The sequence below is a fragment of the Moorena sp. SIO1F2 genome (assembly GCF_010672755.1).
GTDB lineage: Bacteria > Cyanobacteriota > Cyanobacteriia > Cyanobacteriales > Coleofasciculaceae > Moorena.
The window spans coordinates 1-25,479 of record NZ_JAAHFV010000042.1 but is presented as its reverse complement, the minus strand read 5'-3'; the positions used below and the strand labels follow the sequence as shown (position 1 = coordinate 25,479).

The following is a 25,479-nucleotide window of genomic DNA, read 5'->3' as shown; positions in this document are numbered from 1 at the left end:
AACTAGCTCACTACTAACTCCTCAAACTAATCAAGTTATGTATCTACTATACCATGACTTGACTAATTTCAGCAAGGGTCATGGCTAATCAACTATAGGAATCTGGGGAATTACTCTCAATCCATTAATTACAATATCAGATAATTCCATCACTAGTTTTATATAACAGCAATAATTACTTGGAGAATAAAAAATCATGAGTTTGGATTGTACTATCTCAAAGTCTTCAATTGTAGTAGCAACTCAAGAGCAACTATCTTCTGATCTCGGAGGAGAGGCAATCATCCTCGACATGAAGTCCGGAGTGTATTATGGCTTGAATACAGTAGGTGCTAGCATCTGGAATCTGATCCAGGAACCGAAAACTTTAGACGAAATTCGGAATGCACTGCTAGCAGAATATGAGGTTGAGCCAGAAAAATGCGATCGCGATCTGTTGGCATTACTCCAAGAATTCGCAGCAGTTGGGCTAATTGAGGTAAAAGATGAAGCAGTTGCGTAAGTTCTTGCGCCTTACTAGTAGAGAACGTCAACTTGTGATTAACACGTTCATCTTACTAGGATTAATCAGACTAGCGCTATGGTTACTCCCATTTCACAGATTGCGGCGACTGCTAACAAAAATCAGTCAGCCATCGCCTAAAGCTCAAGGCGTAAACCAAACTAACCTAAGCAAAATTGTCGGAGCTGTTAATCTCAGCAGTCGCTACATGCCAGGTGGTGTGAAGTGTTTAGCTAGAGCATTAACCACACAAGTACTGATGAGTCGCTGTGGTTACTCCCCTCAACTCAGAATTGGAGTTGCCAAAGGGGAGGGAGGAAAATTAGAAGCTCATGCATGGGTGGAAAACCAAGGACAAGTTGTGATCGGCTATCTCAAAGACCTTTCACGGTTTACTCCACTACCATCGTTTAAAGGAGGCAAACTATGAGTGGCATTGTGGGGATTTACTACCTCGACCAAGAACCAATAGACCGGGAAAATATTGGGCAAATGTTAGATATCCTTGCCCACCGGGGACCAGACGGAGCAGATATCTGGTGCCAGGGGTCTGTTGGTCTCGGTCATCGGATGCTTTGGACTACTCCTGAATCGCTGCTGGAAAAGTTACCTCTAGTTAATCACTCCAGAAATCTAGTTATTACTGCTGATGCTCGGATTGATAATCGAGAGGAACTGATTGTTGCTCTAGAGTTGAACGACCGTCCAGCAGAAAAAATTACCGATAGCCAACTGATCTTAGCCGCTTATGAAAAATGGGGAGAGCAGTGTCCAGAGAAACTATTAGGTGACTTTGCCTTCGCTATCTGGGATAAGCACAAGCAGATCCTCTTCTGTGCTAGAGACCATGTTGGGGTTAAGCCTTTCTATTACTATCACAAATCCGGTCAAGGGTTTATTTTTGCCTCCGAAATCAAAGCACTCTTCTGTTTACCCTTCGTACCAAAGCGTCTTAACGAAGTTAGGATGGCTGACTATGTCGCCCTGATGATGGAAGACAAAGTTATCACCACCTATGACAACATTCTGCGGCTTCCTCCTGCTCACACCATGGTCGTTAGTCAGTCAGGGATAGAGCTAAACTGTTACTGGTCTCTAGACCCCAATCGTGAGCTAATCTTAGACTCTGACGAAGCCTATGCTGAAGCATTTCGTGACATCTTTACCGAAGCAGTTCGTTGTCGTCTCCGTAGTGCTTTTCCCATTGGTTCTCACTTGAGCGGTGGATTAGATTCTTCCTCAATCACTTGTGTAGCCAGGAAACTACTAGCTGAAGCAGGAGATGCTCAACTCCACAGCTTCTCCAACATTTTTGACAAAGTCACTGAATGTGATGAACGTCCCTTCATCAATGCTGTTTTAGAACAGGGTGGACTAATTCCCCACTATGTTCATGCTGATCAGTTTGGTCCGCTGTCAGACGTTGACGAGATTTGGCAGTATGAAGACGAAGCCTTACTTGGTCCAAGTCATCATTATCCTTGGCGACTGAATCAAGCTGCTAAGCAAGCAGGGATGCGAATTGTTTTAGATGGTCTCGATGGCGATAATGTCGTGTTTCATGGTGTGTCTAGATTGACAGAACTAGCCCATCAAGGACAATGGGAAGCTTTTGTCCAGGAAGCTGAGGCATTTTCCGAAAATTTTGGTAACTCACCCCAAGCCCTGATTAAACACTACAGTATCCTACACCTAAAAACCCTCGCCAAGCAGTTACGGTGGATTGCCTTTGCTAAAGCTGTACATCAGATTCACAAGCGTTTTGGCATCTCCCGTAAGCACCTGTTGCTCAATCATGGACTCAAGGCGTTAGTTCCGGAAGCAATCAAGCAACTTTGGCGAAAGTGGCGCAGACAAGACAAGTCAGCTACTCCTGTTGCACCTTTAGTTAACCGCAACTTTGCTGAACGCATTGGTATTGATCAGCGTATCCAAGCACTCGATAAGTCAGATCAACCATCACTCACAGTCAGAGAAGACCACTGGCGTAATCTAAGCCAAGGTATATTTCCCCTCATTCTAGAGCAGCTCGACCGCTACAATGCTGCATTTTCCCTCGAAGCTCGTCATCCCTTTATGGATAAGCGGCTACTTGAATTCTGTCTAGCACTGCCTTCCGAGCAGAAACTCTACCAGGGATGGAGTCGGATGGTGTTGCGCCGTGGGATGGCAGGTATTTTACCAAAAGCTGTCCAGTGGCGAGGAGGAAAAGCCCATATGGGTCCAAACTTTATTCATGGTCTGCTCACCCTAAATCGTCAGGTATTCGACGACGTGATCTTGAATAAGCTTGAACTCATTGAAGGGTACGTTGACACAGACTTTCTGAGACAAGTTCATCGACGCATGACCTCAGGAGGCAGGGTGCGAGAAAAAGACTGCATGACAGTCTGGCAGGGAATCATCTTGGCCTTGTGGCTTGACCGCACCCAAGTGACACCCTAAGTCTAACTTGGCAGGGAATCTACTTGGAATTCTGGTTTGGGCACAACCAAGAAACACCGTAAGTCCAATTCAGGCTGTAACTACCTTAAATTACTATCAGCAAAAGGAAAGTAAAACCATGCTAAAAACTTACACTACACCAGAGATGATTGTTCACGGCACCATTGAGGAGCTCACCGAAATCAGTGGACCTGATCGCATTGCAGATGTCCTGATTTTTAATGGTGATTTGAATAATCCCGCAGCTATATCAGATGACTCAATCAGCCTAGACTGCGATAACAATGGTAATTGTGATCCGTTCAAACAATAGTAACACAACTACTACTGGTGATAGTGAGTAATTAGCGATGCAGCGCGGTCTTGGGGGTTTCCCCCATGAGCGACTGCATCAAGACAGTGAGTAATTAATAGTTTAACTCAGGGTGTGACTACCTTAAACCACAATAACTACAACAAAAGTAACACCATGCTAAAAACCTACACTACACCAGAAATGATTGTTCACGGTTCTATTGAGGAGCTCACCGAAATCAGTGGACCTGATCGGATGGCAGATGTCCTGATTTTCAATGGTGATTTGAATAATCCCGCAGCTGAATCCGATGACTCAAGCAGCCTAGACTGCGATAACAATGGTAATTGTTCTCCGTTCCAACTACCGTAACAGGATTACTACTGATGAGTAATCAATAGTTTAACTCAGGGTGTGACTACCTTAAACCACAATAAGTACAAGGAAAGTAACACCATGCTAAAAAGCTACACTACTCCAGAGATGATTGTTCACGGTTCTATTGAGGAGCTCACCGAAATCAATGGACCTGATCGGATTTCAGATGTGCTGATTTTCAATGGTGATTTGGCTAATCCCGCAGCTGAATCAAACGACTCACAGAGCCTAGACTGCAATAATGGTAATTGTGTTGAGTTTAAACAACCGTAACACAATTACTACTATTGATGCTGACTAATCAATAGTTCAAATCAGGGTGTAACTACCTTAAGCTACCGTCAGCAAAAGCAAAGTAACACCATGGAAAAGAGCTACGCTACACCAGAGATGATTGTTCACGGCACTATTGAGCAGCTCACCCAAATAACTGGAGTTAGTACTACGTTAGATGTGCTGATTTTCAATGGTGATTTGGCTAATCCCGCAGCTGAATCAGATGGCTCAAGCAGCCTAGACTGCGATAACAATAATAATTGTGATCCGTTCAAACTACAGTAATACGATTAGCACTGGTGATGGTAAGTACTGAATATGAGTAGCGCCATTACCAAGGGCGACAAAGGTATTATCTACTACTAAATTATCTACTACTAAATTATCTAGTACTAAATTATCTACTACTAGCAAGATCATCCCCCAACTCGTTAGTGCTGCAACACTGACTCAGCAGAAGGGTCTTGGCTAGAGTTAGGGGACGCCTTTTTTGCTATCAAGTTCTCCCATCAAGTTTAACCTGCTCCTAAGTATCAATCATGTACATCTATACGGCCTACAACCTTTGTATTCATTCAGAGATTCCCTTACCTGAGCTATTGGAATCTCATGGACCCCCTGATGTGATCATACGTTTAGGGAAATTGAGTCATCTTCCTCCAGAAACAGCCAATTGGAGCAACCGTGTCCTTGGGGAATTGCATGGCAAAGCAAAGGTTTTGATTGAAGATGGGCGAGAGATTACTATCGAACCTGTGACAGGAGTAGACCAGTCCAAGCTCAGCCCTAACATCCTTGGAGCTTGTATGTCTGTGGTGCTGCGACAGAGGGGATTGCTAGTACTCCATGCTAGCAGCATTGTGGTCAACAATCAAGCGATCGCATTCATGGGTGGGTCAGGTTGGGGTAAATCCACCTTGGCTGGAGCGTTTCATCGGAAGGGTTATCATATTATAACTGATGATGTCATGCCTGTCAACTTTGATGACGGCTATCCTTTGATTATTCCTAGCTTTCCTCAGATTAAACTTTGGCCATCAGCAGCGGATTCTCTAGGACACAATTCAAAGAACTTACCTCCTCTTTACCCAAACGCACCAAAGCTTTCCTACACATTCAGTGATGGGTTTCAACGCACTGCTGTACCCCTGAAGCGACTCTATGTATTGGCCAAGGGAGACGAACATCAGATCACCAAGCTAACCCCTCAACAAGCGTTCCCTGAACTCGTTCGTCATAGCCGTGATGTAGATGTGCTAATCGCTCCAGACTGTGTTACTACTCATCTGCGTCAGTGTGCCAGTCTGATCAAGACTGTATCTATTAGGCGCTTCACCAGAAAGCCTAATCTAATCGAACTTCCTGATCTAGTGGCCTTGGTGGAGAAAGATATCGAAGAATTAACTACTTCTGATAGTAGTAAAAAAGATCGCCTCAATAGTATACTTCTAACCTCTAAACCTTAACACAAAAAATGGGAGCAGGCAAAACTTTAAGAAAAAAAATCCAGCAAACATTACGCCTTTTGCCTGCACTGCGTCTAGTCTGGCAAAGCAGTCCCTTTTGGACAGTAGCTCGCGTAGGAATTTTGCTGGTTCAGGGGATATTACCTCTACTATCAATTTATCTTACTAAACTAATAATTGATACAGTAACTGACGGATTACTTAATACTGATAAACAAGCCGTATTTCGTGATGTTTTACTTTTCCTAATCTTAGCCGGTACAGTTACTCTTGTCACTACTCTTTGCAACTCGTTAGCTGAAGTAGTCAATACTGCTCATTCTCAGCGGGTGACTGACTACATGCAAGGGATTATTCATGATAAATCCCTAGAAGCTGACTTGGAGTACTACGAAAATGCCCTATACTACGATACGTTACAACGAGCTCAAAAAGAAGCGCCTTACCGACCGCCCCGAGTCCTAAATCGTGTCACACAGATAGCTCAAAATAGTATTTCCTTGTTGGCGATGGTGAGTTTATTACTCTCCCTCCATTGGGGAATTGCTGGGATTTTATTTATTGCTGCTATGCCCGCGATGGTAGTACGGGTAAAATACTCTCGGGTTATCTATCGTTGGCAGCGTAAAAAAACACCGATGGAACGGCAATCCATGTATTTGGGTTACATGCTAACCTCAGACCAGTTTGCTAAAGAAATTCGGTTGTTTGATTTAGGGGTTTTCTTTACTGACTGGTATCGTCGCATCCGAGAGCAACTATATAAGGAAAAAGTAGCCATTGCCACTGGACGCTCCTTTGCTAACTTTGGTGCTCAAGCCGTTGCCGGAATGTTAATTTTTTCTGTCTATGGCTTTATTGTCTATCAAACTGTCCATGGGGATTTGGGCTTAGGCGATTTAGTGCTGTATCACCAAGCGTTGCAGCGGGGACAAAATAATATTCGAGGGTTATTAACTAGTATATCTGGTCTTTATGAAGATAACTTATTCTTAGCTAACCTCTACGAATTTCTGGATCTAAAACCTAACGTTGTTGAACCAACTTATCCCAAACCAATTCCCCACTCCATGAGCCGTGGTATTGTTTTCGATCATGTTAGTTTCCAATACGGTACTACAACTCGTCAGGCACTTAAAAACATCAACCTCACGGTGCGACCAGGGGAAACTATAGCGCTAGTAGGAGAAAACGGTTCCGGTAAAACAACCTTAATTAAACTTTTGTGTCGTTTGTACGATCCAACCGCTGGCAGCATCACCATTGATGGGATTGATATCCGCAATTTTAAAATAGCTGACTTACGCCGCCAAATCAGTGTGATTTTCCAAGACTACGCTAAATATAATTTCACAGCTAAGGAAAATATCTGGTTAGCGGACATTGATTTACCACGAGATCACGAAACTATTATTGATGCTGCTCGTCGTTCTGGTGCTGATGATGTTATCACTAGTTTGCCCCAAGGGTATAATACCATGCTGGGCAAATTGTTTGACCAAGGGGAAGAACTTAGTATTGGTCAATGGCAGAAAATAGCCTTAGCACGAGCTTTTCTACGAGACTCTCAGGTTATTGTATTAGATGAGCCTACCTCTGCTATGGATCCTAAGGCAGAATACGAGGTGTTTATGAAATTCCGCGAACTGATCGAAGATCAAGCTGCTATTCTGATCACCCATCGCTTATCTACTGTAAAAATGGCTGACCGGATCTATGTGATGGACCAAGGTTCAATTGTAGAAAGCGGTACCCATGCGGAACTGATGCAGTTAGATGGTACTTATGCCCATTTGTTTGAAACTCAGGCTAAAAATTATCGCTAACTTGAAGGTCAGCTATCAGCTATCAGCTATCAGCTATCAGCTATCAGCTATCAGCTATCAGCTATCAGCTATCAGCTATCAGCTATCAGCTTTTGAATAAGCGATGCAGCAAGGGAACAGGGGAGGCAGTGCGGTCTTGGGGGTTCCCCCCATGAGCAACTGCCGTGGTTTCCACGGAGCTTTCAAGGTGCGGACGCAAGTGACCCACGCAGACCCATGCGCCATGAGCGACTGCATCAAGACAACAGGTAAGCATTGGTTTAATCTCTGTTACTTAAGCTGACGGCTGACCGCTGGCCGCTGACCGCTGACTGCTGAATGCTTTCCTTCTGACTTCCCTACTCCCTACTCCCTACTCCCTACAACGATCTACCTCACCCAATTGAGAACTGCTATAGCATTTCCATTTGAGATGTGAACATAAAATTAAACTCTTTAGGTAACAGGAAACTCGGTATCTGCTAACAGGGGTAAGGAATACCGAGTTTTTTTGATTATAAAAAATTACCGATATAGGTTTACAACTTATTTGTAAATAGTCTAATAATGGCTATTTTTTTTAGCTGATCTTTAGAGATATTCTTTGGTTAAATAATTTAAGTTTTGTTAATTTTTTAGGTAATTGTGGAAAAAATCGATTAATTAGGATAAAGTTTAATTGAATTGAAGCGCTAAAATTATCAATCTTAATCCGCTTAAGATTAATCCGCTTAAGACAGTCTAAATGCTACCGGGGTGAGAATCTGCAATTAGATTCATGAGCTATGGACTGTGAACCAAAATTTAGGATGGTATCTGGAATCAGTACTAGCTGTTAAGTCAATGATGGTAACCCTCACAAGTCCTCCTAATTAAAGGGGATTTCGGGAAATGAATAAAAGCTAAACTACTTGGTTTTACGTTTGTCTTGCCTAAGTCATGAATCTGATAAGTTCAGCAATTTATTAATTTTTGTTAACGATAATTTGCTAAACAAAGGCTGCTTTATTGTCACATTAAAAAGCTAATTACTAAACCATAATAGCTAAAATTTAGCTACATATAGTTAGAGCGAAAGCCTTGCGCCCCTAGAATTAGACTTGAGCAACGGATGCAAAGGTAATTTCTGAACTGAAATGGCTGATCAAGGGGAGTCAAGAAACTACTGTATCCGTTTCTTGTGATTGCATCTACGCGCAATAGTTATTTGAGAAATTAATTATGAGTTTGGATGGCACAATATCTAAAACAATATCTAACTGTTTAGTTGGCTATATCTCTGAAATTGACAGCCAATCACTGGATTGCAAACCTTTGGGTAGCAAAAAGCAAAAGCTGTTTTCCTATGTTGCTTATGGTTTGGGAATTCACTCGGCGCTACCAATCCCAGAGTTTATCCCAGCAGAAGTAGAGTGTGATGTTACGATTCACATTCAGAGTAATGATTACAGTACGGGATGCGTTCGCGTAGGGTCGGCCGTAGGCCACGCTTTCGCCGTAGGCGACGCTGCGCGAACGCGAACGGCTGAGGCCGTAGGCCACGCTACGCGAACGCCGAATCGCAAAATCAGTGACTACATTCCAAAGGAAGTTATCCAGCAGCCGATGGCTTTGCAGTTGAGTCCAGAGGAGGCGGTGATTTATCTCAAAGACACAGGGCTGTTTCTGGTACAGAGGGGAAACAGGATTACGATCATTCCCGCAGCAGAAGCCTCCCTTAGCCGCATTCAAACGGCTCTAGTGGGAACTGTGATGGCGATTCTGCTCTATCAGCGGGGATTGTTGGTGCTACATGCCAGTGTAGTCAATATTAATGGTGGTGCGGTTGTTTTCTTGGGTAATTCCGGTGAGGGTAAGTCTTCAATTGCTGCTGCACTCCATACTCAGGGATACAGAATCATCACTGATGATGTTGCACCTGTGACGTTGAATCAGGGGACAGCGAAAGTTGCTCCTAGCTTTCCTCAAATTAAACTAAGTCGAGAAGTAGCTGGGGTTTTGGGATATGACCAGGATAAGCTGGCTCTGCTGGTACCGAAGTTAAATAAACCTGGCTATCGGTTAAATCAGGATTTGACCGAAGCGCTACTACCAATCCGGTGCATCTATGTACTGGTTTCAGGTTCACAGTTGAGTATTAAGTCTCTGAAACTTCAGGAGGCGGTGATGGAACTATCCCGTCATTCCCGTCTCAACAGCTTATTTGACTCTGAGAAAGCATCCCATCTTCTTCAGTGTGCTCAGCTTGCCAATCAGTGTAGTGTTTATCGTCTCCAGCGACCTCGTAACTTGGCTTTGTTGCCAGAGTTAGCGAGGTTGGTGGCAGAACATCAATTTATACAGGGCCAAATCTAAAAGGTAACAGGTAACAGGTAATATAATAAATTACCTAAAGCCCGATTATCCATTACTCAAAACAACTTCGAGCTCCTAATCAACTGTTATCAAAAACTGTAATAAACCCCTTCAAACTAGTTGAAGGGGTTTACTTTAATCTGTCCGAGGTGATATCTATTCCTTTACCGCTAAACTAGCTTGTTTAAAACTATGGTAGTCTGGTTTTCGTGTCTGAGTGGAAGGTATCTATATCCTACTGGCCAATGCTGGCGTAGATGTAGTTGCTCTCTGTTCTAGACTAAATCTAATCACTGTAGGACTAATGAAAATCGCTACCTGGAACGTCAACTCAATTCGGAGTCGCCAAGCTCAAGTAATAGATTGGTTGCAACGGACCCAAGTAGATGTGCTTTGCCTGCAAGAAACTAAAGTAGTCGATGCCCAGTTTCCGCGATCGCTTTTTGAAGAATTGGGGTATTACCTTTATATTTCTGGGCAAAAATCCTATAATGGTGTAGCCATTTTTAGCCGGAAACCAGCCACAGACGTAAGTACGGGCTTTGCTGCGGTGTTGGATACTGCTCAGGTCGGGGACTTAGATGAACAAAAGCGAGTTATTAGCGCTATAGTAGACGGCGTCCGCATTGTTAACCTCTATGTTCCCAATGGGGCTTCCGTGAACAGTGAGAAGTACGACTACAAGCTGCGTTGGTTGAAGATACTGCGGGACTATTTACACAGTATTCTAGAACAACAGTCCCATGAACTTTGTGTATGTGGGGACTTTAATATTGCCCCAGAAGACCGGGATATCCATGATCCTAAAGGCAAAGAAAACCACATCATGGCGTCCCCAGTAGAACGTCAAGCCCTACAATCGGTCTTAGACCTAGGGTTAGCGGATGCCTTTCGCAAATTTACCAAAGAAGGGGGTAATTTTAGTTGGTGGGACTATCGCACCCGTGCCTTTCGGGGTAATCGAGGTTGGCGCATTGACCATATCTACCTAACCCCCAATCTTTACAATCAAGCGATTAGTTGTACCATTGACATAGAACCGAGAAAACTAGATAAACCTAGCGACCATGCCCCTGTAATCGTCACGTTTTAGTCAAGTTTTAGTCAAGTTTTAAACGCAAAAGCTATGCAAATGGAAAATGGAAAATGGAAATTAACAATTAAACTTAATAATTAAAATTAACAAATAAAATCAACAATTAAAAATTATAATTGACAATTATAGCAGTCGAAGTAAAGGGTAATAAATGTTTCTGTTCCCTATTCCCTATTCCCTATTCCCTATTCCCTATTCCCAGATCCGCTGTTCCCAAAAACCCAGAACTTTGTACTCACCACAATTAATGACCTTTAAGCACACGATCAATAGCCTGCAATAATTCCTTAACCGTGTAAGGCTTAGACAAAAAGGTCTTAACTCCAGCTTCAGCCGCCGCATCGACTTTATCGCTAATAGGCAACCCACTGATACCAATAATTTTGATCTGCGAGTTAATGTCTCGCAATTGAAGGGTAGTTGTTGGTCCATCCATAACCGGCATCATCATATCCATCAGCACCAAGCTAATATCATCCTGATGTTGCCTATAGAGTGCGATCGCTTCCTTACCATCCCTGCTACTCATCACCCTATAGCCATAGTTTTCTAAGGACGTCTTGGTAATCTCACCAATAGCGGCTTCGTCATCCACCACTAAAATCAACTCACCGTTTCCTCTGGGTAGTTCTAGTTCTTCCTCGGCAGGAATTGGGGAGTGTTCTACTGCTGGCAAATATACTTTAAAGTTAGTACCTACGCCCACTTCACTATACACATTCACAAAACCGGCGTGACTTTTAACAATACCTCTGACCGTAGACAAACCCAGTCCTGTACCTTGACCGATTTCTTTAGTAGTGAAAAATGGTTCGAAAATTCTTGGCTGTATTTTCAAGGGAATACCAATACCAGTATCAGCAACGGTCACCACAATGTAGGGACCTACATCCGCATCAATATGCATCCTGACATAGTTTTGATCTAAAAAAATATTTTGAGCAGACAATGTCAAAGTTCCACCATCAACCATAGCATCACGAGCATTGATGCAGAGGTTCATCAAAACTTGGTGCAGTTGTGTGGCATCCCCAGATACTGACCAAAGATTAGGGTCTATATCCGTAGACAGTTCAATGGATCTGGGAAATGTTTCTAGGATAATGTGGCGAATTTCCCGAATTAAATGCCTGACTTGTAAAACCGTTCGTTTACCTGTAACACCCCGAGCAAACGATAAAACTTGCTTGACTAAACCAGCCCCCCGCCTAGTATTATTCTCTACAGTTTTTAGGAGTTGTAAATGCCGCTGATCTGAGATTTTCAGCTGCAACAATTGAGCAGACATTAGAATAGGAGCTAATAAGTTGTTCAAATCATGGGCAATGCCCCCAGCTAAGGTACCAATGCTCTCCATGCGCTGAGCGTGGAGAAACTGGGTTTCGAGTTGTTTCTTCTCAGTGATATTAGTATTGACAATCAAGATTGATTTGGGCTGTCCCTGAGAATTTTCCACCAAAGTCCAGCGACTTTCAACAATAATTTCTTTGCCATCTTTGGTGACTTGATTCAACTCACCATACCACTCCCCTGTTTTGGCAACACTTTGGTCTGCCTCGGCTAGCTCAGCTGGTGCTTGTTCGTACAACAGTAAATGCTCTTTTTTTCCAATCACTTCTGCTGCGTGCCAACCGTATAGAGACTCTGCCCCTTTATTCCAAAATGAGATAGTATTGTCTAGATCCCGAACCAGAATGGCATCCGTTGCCACATCCAACAACGCTGCTTGTTCCCGAATTTTTTGTTGGGCTTGCTGGCGCTCAAGGGCATAGCGGATGGAACGTTCTAGTAAAGGTGCTCTGAGTTGACTCTTATCTAGGTAATCTGCTGCACCAGCTTTCATGGCTTCCATGTCAACCTCATGGTCTCCCTGAGCAGTTAGGAGGATAATCGGTGCTGTACACCCCCTGGCAATGGCTTCACGCAGGAGTTCAAGTCCATTATGCTCACCAAGACGGTAGTCTAGTAGATAAACATCATGGTGGTTCTGACCAATCATTTCTAAGCCTTTACCATAGGTTGCCACCCACGTCAAGCTAAATCTAGCCTTCTGGTTTTCCAACAGTAAATCACGAGTTAGAATATAGTCATCTTCGTCATCATCAACGAGTAATACGTTAACCAAAGGGTTGTACATTGGTCTGGTACCATAGGAATAGAAGGAAATTAGTGGAGAATCGAGAGTTCTAAGTTCTGACTTGGGTAAGCAATTTGCCAGGTTTGTGATCAACGAACATTGATCAGGGTCGGTTTTGGAAATAGTCCTGAGTGGATCAGTCTTTAGTGGTACACTAGAAACATCATAAGAAACATCAGAACTTTCAGCTTTCGGTTGTGAGCATTTATTCATGGCAGTCTATTCCCTTCGGGGGGCAATTCGGCGATGTCCAACCAGTACTTTTTTAACGTTTGCATCACCTCAATTAGGGAACTATAGGTGACAGGCTTAACGATGAAAGAATTTGCTCCTAAGTTGTAACTGTGATAAATATCTTCTTCAGCCTTTGAGGTAGTCAGCACCACAACTGGTATAGTTCGTAGATTAGGATCAGCCCTAATTTCTATGAGGGCCTCACGACCATCTTTTTTCGGCATGTTCAAATCCAGTAGGATTAAACTTGGACGAGGGGACATGCTCGCCTGCGTGTGTTTACCACGGTGATATAGATAATCCATCAATTCTTCGCCATCACTGACAAAGTATAGTTCATTGGTCAACTGACTCTCTAAGAGAGCCTCCCTTGCCAACAGACAATCATCCGGATCATCATCTGCCATTAAAATTACCACGGGATTTCGGCTTTCATTCACTAAGCATTATCTCCTCGACCAACAATTATAAAGGAATTACAAAGGAATTATGAAGGAATTATGAAGGTTCAAGGGATAAAAAATTTGAGGTATAGCAGAAGTCAGAAGTCAGAAGTCAGAACTCAGAACTCAGAACTCAGAACTCAGAACTCAGAACTCAGAACTCAGAACTCAGAACTCAGAACTCAGAACTCAGAACTCAGAACTCAGAACTCAGAACTCAGAACTCAGAACTCAGAACTCAGAACTCAGAAGTCAAACTCTTGCGCTTACTTAGGTTTGAGACTTTTGTCATGTCCGCGCCTGCCCTGGCGACTGCTATATTTTATTGATTAGTCACTCAACTACTAGTATGTTTTCATTATTTAAAGTTTAACCTTGGCCAATAGGCCACGCTACGCGAACAACCTTGGCCAATAGGCCACGCTACGCGAACAACCTTAAACCTTAAACTTTCAACTTTCAATTTTCAACTTTGTTTAATCGGCACCCTAACAATAAACTTAGCTCCCTGTCCTGGTGTGCTCTCTGCCATGATGCTACCATTATGGCGTTCCACAATTTTACGGCAGATAGCTAGACCGATGCCGGTTCCTTCATAATCGCTGCGACCATGGAGCCGTTGAAAGGTTTGGAAAATGCGATCGCAATACCTGGGGTCAAACCCAATACCATTGTCTTCGACTATGATCTGACAACGCTCATTAACGGTTGCGCCTCCATAACTTAAGGGAACACTTTCTTGAAGCAGTTGACTATAAATTTTAACGACGTTACCTCTTGGTGCTGGTCGGAATTTAAGTCCGTTACTGATCAGGTTTTGCAAAAGTTGACGCATTTGCACTGGATCAGCTTCAATAGTATGTAGTTCACCGACTTCCACTACGCCACCAGATTGCTGGATACGTAGTTCTAAATCAGAGAGTACTTCTTGCACCACTTGAGCCAGGTCAGTGGCAACCAAGGGTCTTGCCTTAGTGGTCACCCGGGAAAGGCTAAGCAAGTCATTGATTAACACCTGCATCCGTCCTGCTGCATTCTGCATCCGTTTCAGGTAGTCTTGCCCCTGCTCCGTTAACTGTTCATGATACTTGGTCTGAAGGCGATCGCCAAATGCCTGAATCTTGCGCAGGGGTTCTTGCAGGTCATGGGATGCTACATAGGCAAACTGTTGCAGTTCCGCATTAGAACGGGCAAGTTCCTGACGCTGACGGGTTTCTGTTCCTAAAAGCTGGGCTTGGGCTAAGGCAATAGCAATTTGGTTCGCCAGTTGTTGCAACAATTCACTTTCAAAGTTAGTCCATTGTCGTGGATTGGCACACTGATGGGCAATCAACAAACCCCAAAGTTTGTCTTGTTGCTGAATTGGCACCACTAAGTTAGCTTTTACCCCAAACTGTTGCAGCATTTCTACATGGCAAGCTCGGATATCAGAGTTTTCTAAGTCACAGATGTTGCTAACCCTTCCCTGACGATACTGGTCCAGGTACTCTTCATGAAAGCAAGGATCTTCGATGCTTTGTCCGAGCATGATTGGCCAACCAGGTACTACGGCTTCTTGAACCACTTTCCCCCAGCCATCAAAACTTAGTTGGAAGAGTACAACTCGGTCAGCCTTGAGAAATTGTTGCACTTCTGTAACAGCCGTTTGCAAAATCTGCTCCAGTTGTAGAGACTGGCGGATTTTCAGGGTAATTTCTGAAAACAATTGCGATCGCTGATTTTGGCGCTTGAGTTCTTGCTCTGCTAACTTACGGTCAGTAATGTCATCCACCACATAGGAAAATCGGGGGTGAGCAGTGGTTGTCTCAGGAATTGGGCATACAGTGGCGCATAACCACCGGGTATCGGTTTCAGTGGTGTGATCATACTCGAAGGAAATGGGCTGATTGCTTTGTTGGCTTTCTCGGTAATGGCTAATCCAGCGACGGATATGAGTTTTGGGTGCCCCCAGCGCACTGGCTAACCGATTCTGCATGGCCTCGGGTGTAGTCCCGAAAAAATCCGCCGTACTCTTATTATCAGAAATATGCAGGATGTCATCATCCAAAAGTTCCACGACCCCCATCAATAGTGCGGAACTGTTGAAGAAACTACGCAGGGTCGATTCACTCTCCAGCAGTGCAGCTTCTGCCTGTTGGCGCTCTATTTCCGCTTGATGAGCTGCAATTAATCGACCAAGACTTTGAGCCATTAGTTCTACAATTTCCTGTTCGTGAGGCGGGAAATCGGTTTCTCTGACCTGGGTTGAGGAAAAATTCAGGGAGCCGTAGACTTCACCATAGACAAATATAGGAGTCCCGATATAGGACTCAAGTTTTAGAGTTTGGTAGACTGGATGAGCGTGCATCAGTGCTATCTCACCTACATGAGTATAGGCAATGGTCTTTTTTTCGCGAACAACTACAGCACAATAGGTATCTTTTAATTCAAACTCTGAGCCAGCCACTAAGCCTTCTAGATCAGACCTGACCGACAGGATAGTGTAGGAATTAAGGTGTATTTGACTAATAATTCCAGTGGGCATCCCTAAAATTTTACATCCCGTCTCCAGATAGTCAGCATACAGCAACTCAAAGTTTTGGTAATTGGTGGTATTCAGCCGATGTAGGTGTTTGAGGTTGTTACTGAAGGTTTCCAGGGCCTGAGACTTTTCCAAAAGTTGCTCGTCTGCGTGCTTGTGTTCAGTGATGTCCCGCCCTACTGCCTGGAGCTCAATCAATTCACCCTGTTCGTTAAAGATGGCACGATCGCTCCACTGCTGCCAGCGAATCTCTCCTGTGGGCATAATCACCCGGTGTTCAACCGTTTCTACCGGATTCTGGGGGCTTAGGGAAGTAATACACCGTTCTAGCCTTTTGAGATCCTCATCGGGAATCAATGGCAAAAACCGTTGCCCAATCAACTCTTGCTCTGATTTGCTGAAATAGCGACAGTAGGCACCATTGACAAAGGTAAGAGTTCCATCAGGACGGAAACGACAAATGAGTTCCGTTTGATCTTCGACAATAGCGCGATAGCGAGCCTCGCTTTGATACAATTGCTGCTGATTTTGCTGCCGCTCGGTAATATCATGGTTTAGACCAATGGTTGCTACTATATTGTCTTGCTGATCATACAGAGGTACTACCACCGTTTCACACACCCCACACCTGCCATCTTTGCGAATAAAGTGAATCTCCCCAGACCAACGTCGGGACCTGGTCATCTCCTGGATAATCTGCTCGGTTAGAACAGCCGCCTCTTCCGGTCGGTGCAGAATCCCTGCAGTTTTACCCAATACCTCAGCTTTGGTGTAGCCGAATATTCGCGCTGAAGCGGGATTCCAATCAATTATCTTACCGGCTAAGTCCGTGATTATGATCCCATCGAAGATAGTCTCAAAAATCAGAGCCTGTCTACGCAGAACCTCTTCCGCCTGTTTGCGCTCAGTGATATCGATGCAAGAGCCAATGTAACCGGCAAAGTCCCCATTGGGGGTAAATCGGGGAGTGCCTATATCTAATATCCAACGATACTGCCCATCCTTACGTCGCAAGCGGTACTCCATCCGAAAATTTTCTCTGGCGTCGAAGGCGGATACATAGGTATTGAAGCTGTACTCATGGTCATCAGGATGCACCCCTTCAGCCCAGCCATTGCCCAATTCAAGTTCGAGGGTCTTACCGGTGAAGTTCAGCCAAAGCTGATTGAAAAACTTATAAAGTTTATCAGTGCCTGACATCCAGATCATGACTGGGGCATGATCCGCCATCATCCGGAAGCGAGCTTCACTCTCTTCAAGGCTGGCTTGCTTTTGTTTGGCTTCGGTAATGTCCCGTGCGATCGCATAAATTAAACCATCGTTAACTAAAGGATTTGCAGCCCAGGCTAACCATTTATAAGACCCATCTTGACAGCGATAGCGATTTTCGAAGTAGACAGTAGGGATGCCACTCCCCAATTGTTCCATTTCCGTCCTAGTTGGTTCTCGGTCATCGGGATGGACAAAATCCAGAAACGTGGTGCTGGTTAGTTCCGCTTTGGTGTAACCCAAGGTGCTAGAAAAGGACGGACTCAAGCGCTTAAAATAGCCATCGAAACCCGCTATACACAGCAAATCCAGGGAGAGGTCAAAAAAGCGATCGCGTTCTTGCTGGATCCGTTTCCATTCAGTAATGTCACGAGTAAAACATCGGGTATGGACGAATTTGCCATTTTTCCAGAGGACATTAGAGTTAATCAAGACATGGCGAATCGAGCCATCTTGGCACAAGAGGCTAGCTTCGTAGTTTTTTAAGGTTTCTTTAGCAGTTAGTCTGGCCAGGATATCTTCAATTACCTCTTGCTCCGGGTAAAATTCAGCAATGTGGTGACCGATATACTCCTGGGCGTTGTAACCCAGCAGATCTAACTCTGCCTGATTAGCCCACAGGATGATGCCATTGCTATCCACCCAATGGAGACCAACGGAGCCATTTTCTAAAAAATCCAGGAGTTCTTGGTCAACCTGGGGTAATTCATTCTCAAGACCTTGGTTTTCTAGCTGAGGTTGCTGTAAATCCGCTAACTGTTGTTTTAGCTCCAGAAGGCTTATCAGTTGACGACTTAAGGCTTGTAATCCTGCTAACTGTTGAGGCTGAAGTTCCTTTGGAACCTGAGCCATGACCGCAAGTGTTCCCAGAGCATATCCGTCAGAGGTAATTAGGGGAACTCCAGCATAAAACCGAATATGAGGCTCAGCAGTAACTAAGGGATGAGTGGCAAACCGTTGATCAGCCAGGGTATCCTGAACTACCAATACCTCAGCTGACTCAATCCGATGGCTGGATAAAAAGGTATTTTGACTTATTGACTTTTCATAATCGCCCAGATTAGACTGACACCATTGACTGTTACTGTCAATCAGGGTAATCAGAGCCATGGGCGTTTGGCAAATTTGTGCGGCTAATGCTGTGAGATCATCAAAGGCCTGTTGAAGCTCAGGGTCAATAGTTCTTTTATAATATTTTTGGGCTGCTAGCTTTGCTGGTTCATCAGCCCCACCTCCTCGTGCCATCAATCAAATAATCTCCAAACGGGTTATCATCAGCCCTAGTTATGATCAGCTCTAGGTTTGCTGTTGCTCAACACGGGTTTTACTGATCACTGATCAGCTAGGATGAGCTTGACTTTAAGTAGCTTGACTTTAAGGATAGGTAGCATCAATTGATTGACGGCAGATGTTTCATCGCCTAGTGAGCACTAGCCCTCGACAAGGTGATTATTGCCCTTGTCAAAGAAAAAACTTCTGATTTAATATTATTTGAATAGTATTTAGGTATATTAACTGAAATTAGAGCAGCTGCTCCTAATTTTTAAAGTATTTTAAAAAAATCGAAACATGGCGCTAGGGTTGCCTATTGATTAAATCCAACCAGTAAAGATAAATAAACTATAGCGTTTCTTATCGCTATGAGGTACACAGGATTTTTTACCTCTTGCCTCTTGCCTCTTCTCTCTTCCCTGCTCCCTGCTCCCTGCTCCCTGCTCCCTGCTCCCTGCTCCCTGCTCCCTGCTCCCTGCTCCCTGCTCCCTAACACCCAGAATTTTGTACCTCATGACTATGATAAGTGCTATATATAAATATATAAATAAAGGCTTAGGCTGTTACTAATCTTAACACTCTTTGGAATTCTCAGCGAATGACTCCCCCGCCCAAGATCTCTGAAAAGCAAACCGTAGATAGTTTTTCAATCACCATCGCTCCGTTATTCCTATCAGACATCTACGCCCTTGCTGATGATCCGGCTAATGGAGCTGTGGTGATGATGAGTGGCACAGTCCGTAATCAGACTGATGGTAAACCAGTGGTAGCATTAGAGTATCAGGCTTATGAACCCATGGCATTACGGGTATTTTCCTCAATTGCTGCCCAGATTCGTGCCTCATGGTCTGATGTCAATCGGGTGGTAATCCATCATCGCATCGGTCGCTTAACTATTGGGGAAATTAGCGTGTTAGTCGCTGTTGCCTGTCCTCATCGTTCAGAAGCCTTTGCAGCTTGTAAGTATGCTATTGACACGTTGAAGCATAATGCTCCGATTTGGAAAAAAGAGCATTGGGATGATGGTTCTAGCAGTTGGGTCAGTATTGGGGCGTGTGAAGAATGAAGAATGAAGAATTAAGAATTAAGAATGTAGAATGAAGAATTAAGAATGCAGAATTAAGAATTAAGAATTAAGAATTAAGAATTAAGAATTAAGAATTAAGAATGTAGAATGAAGAATTTAGAATTTAGAATTTAGAATTTTACATGTTTAATTCAAAAATGCTGTTCGCCTTTGGCCTTCGGTGTAGGCTAGGTTAGCCGGTTAATGGGTTGTTCGCGTAGCGTGGCCTTTTGGCCAAGGTTGTCTGTCAGGATGCAGAATGGTGAATTCCCAATTCTAAATTCCCAATTCTAAATTCCCAATTCTACATTCAATTCTAAATTCTAAATTCCCAATTCTACATTCTACATTCTACATTCTACATTCTACATTCTACATTCTACATTCTACATTCTACATTCTATCTACTTATCGTTTTAGTGATTGAGCGATCGCTTTTTCTAGTTCCACCTTACTCAAGTTGGTGAGGATGAACACCTCTTGAAAGCTTTTACCAGACCTGGCAATCACCTTGAATCCCCCACGAATTGGCACTGATACTTTTAACTGTAATTTAGGACAGTGACTTCTTGCCCGCCCAAGCACAGCAGGGGTAATGGTTTGAATACCTGGGTAATCTGTGAGTCGTTGCAGAACTGGAATGAGACCCTGAATGTGGGTAGAGTGATTCCAAACCAGTCTGCCGTCTTTGGGTTGGCTCATAATACTATGTAGCCTCCAAGGGAGCCATGGTTAAGCCAGCACGAGAAAGCTGTTGGTGGTAGAGTTCCGCTTGTTCCTGGGGACCGACCCAAACAATGGATTGACCTTCGTTGTGAACCTGATGGGTGAGTTCCCAGGCGTGATCATTTGTCATCCCAGGGATATACTTGACCAGACAGTCGTGAACATGCTGAAATGTGTTAAAATCATCGTCTAACACAATTACCTTATAGTTGGGATAAGGCTTTCGGGTAACTTGACCAGAGCGTTCAGGAGCTTTGACTGGTGCAGCAAATGTAGCTTTATAAGCTGCTGATCTTACCATAGTCGCACATAGGTTACCAGAATAATTTACAAAAAATTAAGTTTAAAGTCAAACCATTCCTTCCAGTTTACAAAAATTGAAACGCCCTGCATAGTGACCGTGAGAAATAAGGAAAATCAAAAATTGGACTAAGCCTTTAATCCCTAAGGGTTTCAACGACCTTCGCTATTCGCAATTTTTTCTTTGCCTGTAAAGCCCAATTTGCCATAATGAAGCGAACTCAGGCTGCTGTTTGTGTCAGGGGGAAGTTGCTGAGGGGCTGTGTGCAATGGTTTGCCGACCCACTAATTAGCCCGCTCCCCATACATCAATGACAGGGGTTTCCACTTCTGACTTACCAACGAAATGATTCAATGAATGCTTTACCTCTAACCCGCCCTTCCAAAACAGATCGCATTTTGGCTGTGGATGATTCCCCTGACAACTTGTTTCTACTGCAGACGCTTTTAGAAGAAGAGGGGTACGAGATTACTTTGGCAGAGAATGGTCGGGTTGCCCTAGAGAAAATAGAGATATCTCCGCCGGAATTGGTGCTATTGGATGTGATGATGCCAGAAATGGATGGCTTTGAAGTAACCAAGCGCATCCGAAGCAATCCCAAGTTACCGTTTATACCAATTTTGTTGATCACCGCTTATGATCATCCGAGTGTGGTCCAAGGACTGGATATGGGGGCGGATGATTTTATTCGTAAACCAGTAGAAGTGGATGAATTGCTGGCTCGGGTGCGATCGCTTTTGCGCCTCAAGGATAGTGTGGATGAACGGGATGAAATTGCTCGGCAACGAGAAGATTTTGTCTCTCGGCTTACCCATGACTTGCGCACCCCCTTAGTAGCAGCAGATCGCATCCTAAACCTTATGCAGCAGGGAGCTTTGGGAGAAATTTCACCCCCAGTGCTCGAAGCCATAGTCACCATGACTCGCAGTAACCACAATTTGCTGACTATGGTGAATACGTTACTAGAAGTCTATCGCTATGAAGCCGGTCGGAAGTATTTGTCTTTCTCTGCCATCCCTGTGCAACAGGTTATTGAAGAAGTCATCCAAGAACTGTCTGCCCTAGCTCGTGATAAAAAACTGTCTTTGGACTATCAGACACCGAAGGAAGTTAACTCGATAGTGATGGGCGATCGCTTAGAACTGCACCGACTGTTCATGAATTTGCTGGGAAATGCGATTAAATTCACTGACAACGGTTCTGTGACCGTTCGTCTGAGGAATAGTCCCAAGACTAGTGAAAGTAATCAGTCGTTGGTGGTGATTGAGGTGGAAGATACTGGTTTTGGTATATCCCCAGAAGACCAAAAAGAGTTGTTTGAACGGTTTCGCCAGGGTAGCCACAAACGCTCAGGTAGTGGTTTAGGACTATATCTTTCCAAACGAATTCTCGAAGCTCATCAAGGAACAATCAACGTTAAGTCTGAGTTGGGTAAGGGGACTTTGTTTACTGTAACATTGCCGAATCATGTTGATGCTTAACTAGACCTGCCAGAAGTCTATGGTGATTTTGAGCTATTTTTGAGAAAAGTGGGCACTGATCAGGCAAAAGGTTATGTCTAACGAGATGGGATTGAGCGATCGCTATTTTGAGTTAATCGATGACATTGTCAAAACTACCCTGAAGGGGAAGATCCGTTCTAAATCCCAGGTCTATCAGATGTTGGTCAAGGGGGTTACGGTTGGCACCGGGGAAATTTTTGAACGTTGCCTTGATCAGCGCTTCGATATGACTCAGGCAGAAGTAGACAATCCTAAAAGTGAGTTGAAGCAAGCGAAAGCAATTCGGAAACTCAGGGCGCTTAATACGATTCGTGGTGAATGGGAACAGTGGCAGGAAGAAAACCGAGTTTCTGAAACTATCACTAGCGCTATTCAATTCATTACTACTGCTGAACCGGCTGAGCGCTTTACGGCTTTATTGCGAGTGATTGACCCCAATCAACAACCACCCCTGACGTTACAACAACTGGGGAGCCTGGCTAAACCCCTAAAGCAACAGGCACAACAAGCTTCTGAATCTGATACTGCTAAAGACCTTGGACAACTGGCCGCTGGGATTACGGCGGGTTTGGCATCTTGGCAACGCTTGGAAGATTATCTGGTCAGTTGGATTTATGACCAAAGTCGAGGCTCACTGGGATTTGAGGGTACTCCGGAACAGCGTGGCCCTTGGGGGCTGTGGGGGAAAAAGGTTAATAGCCCGTTACCCCAGTCTTTATTTGAAAGTCTAGCGCTGAATCAATCCTTCCATGAATGGGCAGATACTCAGCCGAGTTTGGAACTAGAAGCTTGGGTGGAATTGGCTGTGATTCTCCAGTGCTTGCAGCGAGGACTGGTGAATTGGTTCGATAAAATGGTATATGACTCCAAGATGGGAGCAAAGTTATCGATTTCTACCTTTATCGTATTTGCTGTGATTTGGTCTAGGTTAGCTAATGTTTTGAACCAGACAGCAATTAGTAGCAACGGAAATGCCATCGCAAATGGCTGTTTTCAGGTTTGTCTGCAAATTCTGCGCACCTTTGCCCAACGGGACTACTTCCCTCTCTACGGTGGTGTGTTTGCTAACTTTAGCGGCAACTATCTCCAAGATGCCCTGAATTACCTAGATGAACCCCTGCGGCAAGTAGACCGAACCGAGGAGAAAGCCAGGATTCTCACTTTGTTGGGTTATTCCCTTTGGTCCCAAGGAGCCTATGATCGAGCCAATAGCTTCCATCAGCAAGCCTTAGAGATTGCCCGTGAGGCTGGGGATAAACTCTGTGAAATTGCTAATTTCAATCACCTCAGTCGGATTTGTGTCGCGCAAGAGAATTATCCTGATGCGATTAACTATAGTCAACGAGCATTAATACTGGCTCGTCAAGCTGGAGACCGGTTAGGAGAAGCCAATGCTCTGGTGAATTTCGGCTACAGTGAAGTGTTTCAAGCTCAGGATAGCCAACAAGCAGAACTAGAGGTGTATGAGAGTGCTATTCACTATCTAGAACAAGGTCGATTATTGTTAGAACGATTGGGGGATTCTCCAGCAGGGAGTTATGGGGTTGGGCAAAGTCAAGCTTTGTGTTTCAGTAGTTTGGGAATTGCCCATGTCGTGGTCGAGCAGTATCAAAAAGCGATCGCATTTTTAGAACAAGGCTGGCAAGCCGCCCAATTTTCTGGGGATTTGTACTTACAAGGAGTGAATTTGGCCTACCTAGCCCAAGCTTGCTACAGCCAGCAAGATTGGCAGAAAGTGATTTATACCGCTAGTTTAGGAGCCTATCTATTAGAGCAAATTGGGTCTGAGGATTGGCGCAAACCAGCTGGTTTATTAAGTATTTTGCAAGGACAAATGGGGCAAGAAGGCTTCCAAACCCTTTTGGCACAGCAACGGTCAAAAATTATTGCTGTCATTGGCGTAGATGGCTATGACTATATTCCGGAATTGCTAGCAAAATATTTGGATTCAATATAAGTAGCCTGTAGGGTGGGCAAAAACCGTTGCGTTCAAATTACTCTTCTAGATAATATTACTTTGCCCACCCTACTTGAATTTGTAGCTAGCTTGTAGGGTGGGCAAAAACCGTTGCGTTCAAATTACTCTTCTAGATAATATTACTTTGCCCACCCTACTTGAATTGGTATTTTTTTTTACTTTTGACTTCTGACTTCTAACTTCTGACTTGCGCGTAGCGCTATAACATCATGAAACCGACCCTAACTAAGATCCTTCCCAGGTTTGGGAAACAGACAACCCTAGCTTTGACAGTTGTTTCCTTAACTGCTGGCATCGTCTCTAATGTCCAGGCTCAGTCATTGCCATCTGACTTCAAATTTCCCCAACAGTCATTTGGCTTCTTTGTTGATAGTACAAATAGCAGTCAACGGTTCTTTGAGCAAGGAAGGTTTCTGGGTGAAACAGAAATTAAAAATCTGTTCAACAACAACCTTTCCTCAGCAAATCCTATCCTTGAAATTAGTGATGATGTAGTCAATCGAGAAGACCTATTGAAACTGGAAAATCTTCAGCAATTGCTCGATGATGGTGATAGCTTATAGCTGTTGGCGTGAGTGCGTAGGGTGCGTTAGGGATGGGCTAGCCCTGATTTTTCACTTCGTAGCCAAGGTTAGGATAGCCCGTCCCGTAACGCACCGCCAGTGTATAGAAATTTTGTCCTCGATTGCTTCTTTGGGTAGTCCTCGACGACTATCAGCTAAACGATCTTCAAAAATTAAGTGAATTGCATTCTTCAAGCTTTCTTTTGCTTCTTCAACCGTTTATCCTTGACCATTCGCACCAGGAATTTCAGGACAAATCGCCCAATATCCTCCTTCTGTTGCTGCCTCAATGATGGCGGTAAACTCTGCGTTCATACAAATCTCCTTAGATGTTTTATAGCCATTATATCTCCCATAAGGTACAAAGGGATCCCCCTAAATCCCCCTTAATAAGGGGGACTTTGAGTGCGATCGCACTCCCCCCACTTACCACACTCGACCCACTTTCCTGTTTTATCAAACTACCTAGACTATTTAATTTTTTATATCAAATCAGGATAATTATCCTTAATAAAAATCTCCCCATCTCCCTATCTCCCCACCCTCTCCTTAATTATGGATATTCAAGCAGACTTGATATAGCGTTTCTAGGATTTATGAGGTACGCTTCTCAACCTCAAAGTCCCCCTTGATAAGGGGGATTTAGGGGGATCTCTTTGTCCCTCATGGCACATATAATTGCTATATTATTGGCTCTCTCGACGCTAATTCGTTAAAATTTAAGATAGTGGGGCGACCGAAGAAAGGCGCTCATATGAAGTGGAAGGGGTAAGAGCCTTCCACAGTCCAGGGTTCAGGACTGGTTCCCACCCGAAGGGGCACAAGAACGATGGAATCTCAGGAGAAATA

24 protein-coding genes are annotated in these 25,479 nt (G+C 44.0%); 17 read left to right on the top strand and 7 right to left on the bottom strand.

Features of this window, described 5'->3' with window-relative positions; translation table 11 throughout:
• The first annotated feature begins 196 nt into the window (after positions 1 to 196).
• The 7 genes from F6J94_RS08300 (at position 197) to F6J94_RS08270 (ending at position 4,181) form a co-directional block, all read left to right on the top strand.
• On the top strand, positions 197 to 502 hold the full coding sequence (locus F6J94_RS08300) for a PqqD family peptide modification chaperone (RefSeq protein WP_293021189.1): 306 nt from the start codon (positions 197 to 199) through the stop codon (positions 500 to 502).
• On the top strand, positions 486 to 932 hold the full coding sequence (locus tag F6J94_RS08295) for a lasso peptide biosynthesis B2 protein (RefSeq protein ID WP_293038939.1): 447 nt from the start codon (positions 486 to 488) through the stop codon (positions 930 to 932). Before F6J94_RS08300 ends, F6J94_RS08295 begins: the two co-directional genes overlap by 17 nt.
• Positions 929 to 2,947 (top strand): lasso peptide isopeptide bond-forming cyclase, encoded by a 2,019-nt coding sequence (locus F6J94_RS08290; RefSeq protein ID WP_293038937.1) that lies wholly within the window; start codon positions 929 to 931, stop codon positions 2,945 to 2,947. The genes F6J94_RS08295 and F6J94_RS08290 overlap by 4 nt, the downstream gene beginning before the upstream one ends.
• Before the next feature lie 118 nt (positions 2,948 to 3,065).
• On the top strand, positions 3,066 to 3,260 hold the full coding sequence (locus F6J94_RS08285) for a lasso peptide (protein ID WP_293038936.1): 195 nt from the start codon (positions 3,066 to 3,068) through the stop codon (positions 3,258 to 3,260).
• Between the two features lie 156 nt (positions 3,261 to 3,416).
• Positions 3,417 to 3,614 (top strand): lasso peptide, encoded by a 198-nt coding sequence (locus F6J94_RS08280; RefSeq protein WP_293021195.1) that lies wholly within the window; start codon positions 3,417 to 3,419, stop codon positions 3,612 to 3,614.
• Positions 3,615 to 3,698: 84 nt separating this feature from the next.
• On the top strand, positions 3,699 to 3,893 hold the full coding sequence (locus F6J94_RS08275) for a lasso peptide (RefSeq protein WP_293021197.1): 195 nt from the start codon (positions 3,699 to 3,701) through the stop codon (positions 3,891 to 3,893).
• A gap of 90 nt (positions 3,894 to 3,983) precedes the next feature.
• The gene (locus F6J94_RS08270; RefSeq protein WP_293021199.1) at positions 3,984 to 4,181 is read left to right on the top strand and encodes a lasso peptide; all 198 of its coding nucleotides are present in this window, start codon (positions 3,984 to 3,986) and stop codon (positions 4,179 to 4,181) included.
• Here F6J94_RS08270 and F6J94_RS08265 read toward each other — a convergent pair.
• The gene (locus tag F6J94_RS08265) at positions 4,173 to 4,316 is read right to left on the bottom strand and encodes a hypothetical protein (protein WP_293038935.1); all 144 of its coding nucleotides are present in this window, start codon (positions 4,314 to 4,316) and stop codon (positions 4,173 to 4,175) included. The genes F6J94_RS08270 and F6J94_RS08265 overlap by 9 nt on opposite strands.
• 119 nt (positions 4,317 to 4,435) lie before the next feature.
• Between F6J94_RS08265 and F6J94_RS08260 the strand changes: the two genes are divergently transcribed.
• The 5 genes from F6J94_RS08260 to F6J94_RS08240 all read left to right on the top strand — a co-directional run bounded on the left by F6J94_RS08260 (position 4,436) and on the right by F6J94_RS08240 (position 10,866).
• Positions 4,436 to 5,362 (top strand): hypothetical protein, encoded by a 927-nt coding sequence (locus tag F6J94_RS08260; RefSeq protein WP_293038933.1) that lies wholly within the window; start codon positions 4,436 to 4,438, stop codon positions 5,360 to 5,362.
• An 8-nt stretch (positions 5,363 to 5,370) separates the two neighbouring features.
• Positions 5,371 to 7,188 (top strand): ABC transporter ATP-binding protein, encoded by a 1,818-nt coding sequence (locus tag F6J94_RS08255; RefSeq protein ID WP_293038931.1) that lies wholly within the window; start codon positions 5,371 to 5,373, stop codon positions 7,186 to 7,188.
• Positions 7,189 to 8,481: 1,293 nt separating this feature from the next.
• Entirely contained in the window at positions 8,482 to 9,522 is a 1,041-nt protein-coding gene (locus F6J94_RS08250) for a hypothetical protein (protein ID WP_293038929.1), read from the top strand.
• A gap of 304 nt (positions 9,523 to 9,826) precedes the next feature.
• Positions 9,827 to 10,615, top strand: coding sequence for an exodeoxyribonuclease III (gene xth / locus F6J94_RS08245; protein WP_293038956.1), 789 nt, complete (start codon positions 9,827 to 9,829; stop codon positions 10,613 to 10,615).
• Between the two features lie 119 nt (positions 10,616 to 10,734).
• On the top strand, positions 10,735 to 10,866 hold the full coding sequence (locus F6J94_RS08240; RefSeq protein ID WP_293038927.1) for a hypothetical protein: 132 nt from the start codon (positions 10,735 to 10,737) through the stop codon (positions 10,864 to 10,866).
• Here F6J94_RS08240 and F6J94_RS08235 read toward each other — a convergent pair.
• The 3 genes from F6J94_RS08235 to F6J94_RS08225 all read right to left on the bottom strand — a co-directional run bounded on the left by F6J94_RS08235 (position 10,863) and on the right by F6J94_RS08225 (position 18,467).
• Positions 10,863 to 12,968, bottom strand: a complete 2,106-nt coding sequence (locus F6J94_RS08235) for a response regulator (protein ID WP_293038925.1) — start codon at positions 12,966 to 12,968, stop codon at positions 10,863 to 10,865. The two genes, F6J94_RS08240 and F6J94_RS08235, sit on opposite strands and share 4 nt — an antisense overlap.
• Positions 12,965 to 13,429, bottom strand: coding sequence for a response regulator (locus tag F6J94_RS08230; protein WP_364305338.1), 465 nt, complete (start codon positions 13,427 to 13,429; stop codon positions 12,965 to 12,967). Before F6J94_RS08230 ends, F6J94_RS08235 begins: the two co-directional genes overlap by 4 nt.
• A 469-nt stretch (positions 13,430 to 13,898) precedes the next feature.
• Entirely contained in the window at positions 13,899 to 18,467 is a 4,569-nt protein-coding gene (locus F6J94_RS08225; RefSeq protein WP_293038954.1) for a PAS domain S-box protein, read from the bottom strand.
• Between the two features lie 395 nt (positions 18,468 to 18,862).
• Between F6J94_RS08225 and F6J94_RS08220 the strand changes: the two genes are divergently transcribed.
• Both F6J94_RS08220 and F6J94_RS08215 read left to right on the top strand, forming a co-directional pair.
• On the top strand, positions 18,863 to 19,033 hold the full coding sequence (locus F6J94_RS08220) for a hypothetical protein (RefSeq protein ID WP_293038923.1): 171 nt from the start codon (positions 18,863 to 18,865) through the stop codon (positions 19,031 to 19,033).
• 59 nt (positions 19,034 to 19,092) lie between these two features.
• Positions 19,093 to 19,560 (top strand): molybdenum cofactor biosynthesis protein MoaE, encoded by a 468-nt coding sequence (locus F6J94_RS08215; protein WP_293021211.1) that lies wholly within the window; start codon positions 19,093 to 19,095, stop codon positions 19,558 to 19,560.
• A gap of 408 nt (positions 19,561 to 19,968) precedes the next feature.
• Here F6J94_RS08215 and F6J94_RS08210 read toward each other — a convergent pair whose 3' ends face one another.
• Together F6J94_RS08210 and clpS are read right to left on the bottom strand one after the other, a co-directional pair.
• Positions 19,969 to 20,262, bottom strand: a complete 294-nt coding sequence (locus tag F6J94_RS08210; protein ID WP_008186027.1) for a DUF2103 domain-containing protein — start codon at positions 20,260 to 20,262, stop codon at positions 19,969 to 19,971.
• Positions 20,263 to 20,266: 4 nt separating this feature from the next.
• Positions 20,267 to 20,587 (bottom strand): ATP-dependent Clp protease adapter ClpS, encoded by a 321-nt coding sequence (clpS, locus tag F6J94_RS08205; protein ID WP_293021214.1) that lies wholly within the window; start codon positions 20,585 to 20,587, stop codon positions 20,267 to 20,269.
• Positions 20,588 to 20,940: 353 nt separating this feature from the next.
• Here clpS and F6J94_RS08200 point away from each other — a divergent pair, with 353 nt between their 5' ends.
• The 3 genes from F6J94_RS08200 to F6J94_RS08190 all read left to right on the top strand — a co-directional run bounded on the left by F6J94_RS08200 (position 20,941) and on the right by F6J94_RS08190 (position 24,630).
• A complete protein-coding gene (locus F6J94_RS08200; protein WP_293038921.1) occupies positions 20,941 to 22,068 on the top strand; it encodes a hybrid sensor histidine kinase/response regulator in 1,128 nt (375 codons plus the stop codon).
• A 73-nt stretch (positions 22,069 to 22,141) separates the two neighbouring features.
• Positions 22,142 to 24,046 carry a tetratricopeptide repeat protein gene (locus F6J94_RS08195; protein ID WP_293038919.1) on the top strand — a complete coding sequence of 635 codons (1,905 nt, stop codon included), beginning with the start codon at positions 22,142 to 22,144 and terminating at the stop codon, positions 24,044 to 24,046.
• 230 nt (positions 24,047 to 24,276) lie between these two features.
• Complete coding sequence (locus F6J94_RS08190; protein ID WP_293021217.1) at positions 24,277 to 24,630, top strand: hypothetical protein; 354 nt, start codon at positions 24,277 to 24,279, stop codon at positions 24,628 to 24,630.
• A 219-nt stretch (positions 24,631 to 24,849) separates the two neighbouring features.
• On the opposite strand, the gene F6J94_RS08185 is transcribed toward F6J94_RS08190, so the two are convergent.
• Positions 24,850 to 24,945 (bottom strand): type II toxin-antitoxin system HicB family antitoxin, encoded by a 96-nt coding sequence (locus F6J94_RS08185; protein WP_293021218.1) that lies wholly within the window; start codon positions 24,943 to 24,945, stop codon positions 24,850 to 24,852.
• Between the last annotated feature and the right edge of the window lie 534 nt (positions 24,946 to 25,479).

Coding starts and splice junctions, on each gene's coding strand:
- clpS (WP_293021214.1), bottom strand. CDS start 20,587: ATGGTAAGATCAGCAGCTTATAAAGCTACATTTGCTGCACCAGTCAAA.
- F6J94_RS08290 (WP_293038937.1), top strand. CDS start 929: ATGAGTGGCATTGTGGGGATTTACTACCTCGACCAAGAACCAATAGAC.
- F6J94_RS08300 (WP_293021189.1), top strand. CDS start 197: ATGAGTTTGGATTGTACTATCTCAAAGTCTTCAATTGTAGTAGCAACT.
- F6J94_RS08200 (WP_293038921.1), top strand. CDS start 20,941: ATGAATGCTTTACCTCTAACCCGCCCTTCCAAAACAGATCGCATTTTG.
- F6J94_RS08280 (WP_293021195.1), top strand. CDS start 3,417: ATGCTAAAAACCTACACTACACCAGAAATGATTGTTCACGGTTCTATT.
- F6J94_RS08185 (WP_293021218.1), bottom strand. CDS start 24,945: ATGAACGCAGAGTTTACCGCCATCATTGAGGCAGCAACAGAAGGAGGA.
- F6J94_RS08235 (WP_293038925.1), bottom strand. CDS start 12,968: ATGAATAAATGCTCACAACCGAAAGCTGAAAGTTCTGATGTTTCTTAT.
- F6J94_RS08295 (WP_293038939.1), top strand. CDS start 486: ATGAAGCAGTTGCGTAAGTTCTTGCGCCTTACTAGTAGAGAACGTCAA.
- F6J94_RS08265 (WP_293038935.1), bottom strand. CDS start 4,316: ATGATCTTGCTAGTAGTAGATAATTTAGTACTAGATAATTTAGTAGTA.
- F6J94_RS08225 (WP_293038954.1), bottom strand. CDS start 18,467: ATGGCACGAGGAGGTGGGGCTGATGAACCAGCAAAGCTAGCAGCCCAA.
- F6J94_RS08195 (WP_293038919.1), top strand. CDS start 22,142: ATGTCTAACGAGATGGGATTGAGCGATCGCTATTTTGAGTTAATCGAT.
- F6J94_RS08190 (WP_293021217.1), top strand. CDS start 24,277: ATGAAACCGACCCTAACTAAGATCCTTCCCAGGTTTGGGAAACAGACA.
- xth (WP_293038956.1), top strand. CDS start 9,827: ATGAAAATCGCTACCTGGAACGTCAACTCAATTCGGAGTCGCCAAGCT.
- F6J94_RS08215 (WP_293021211.1), top strand. CDS start 19,093: ATGACTCCCCCGCCCAAGATCTCTGAAAAGCAAACCGTAGATAGTTTT.
- F6J94_RS08285 (WP_293038936.1), top strand. CDS start 3,066: ATGCTAAAAACTTACACTACACCAGAGATGATTGTTCACGGCACCATT.
- F6J94_RS08270 (WP_293021199.1), top strand. CDS start 3,984: ATGGAAAAGAGCTACGCTACACCAGAGATGATTGTTCACGGCACTATT.
- F6J94_RS08220 (WP_293038923.1), top strand. CDS start 18,863: ATGAGGTACACAGGATTTTTTACCTCTTGCCTCTTGCCTCTTCTCTCT.
- F6J94_RS08260 (WP_293038933.1), top strand. CDS start 4,436: ATGTACATCTATACGGCCTACAACCTTTGTATTCATTCAGAGATTCCC.
- F6J94_RS08275 (WP_293021197.1), top strand. CDS start 3,699: ATGCTAAAAAGCTACACTACTCCAGAGATGATTGTTCACGGTTCTATT.
- F6J94_RS08210 (WP_008186027.1), bottom strand. CDS start 20,262: ATGAGCCAACCCAAAGACGGCAGACTGGTTTGGAATCACTCTACCCAC.
- F6J94_RS08255 (WP_293038931.1), top strand. CDS start 5,371: ATGGGAGCAGGCAAAACTTTAAGAAAAAAAATCCAGCAAACATTACGC.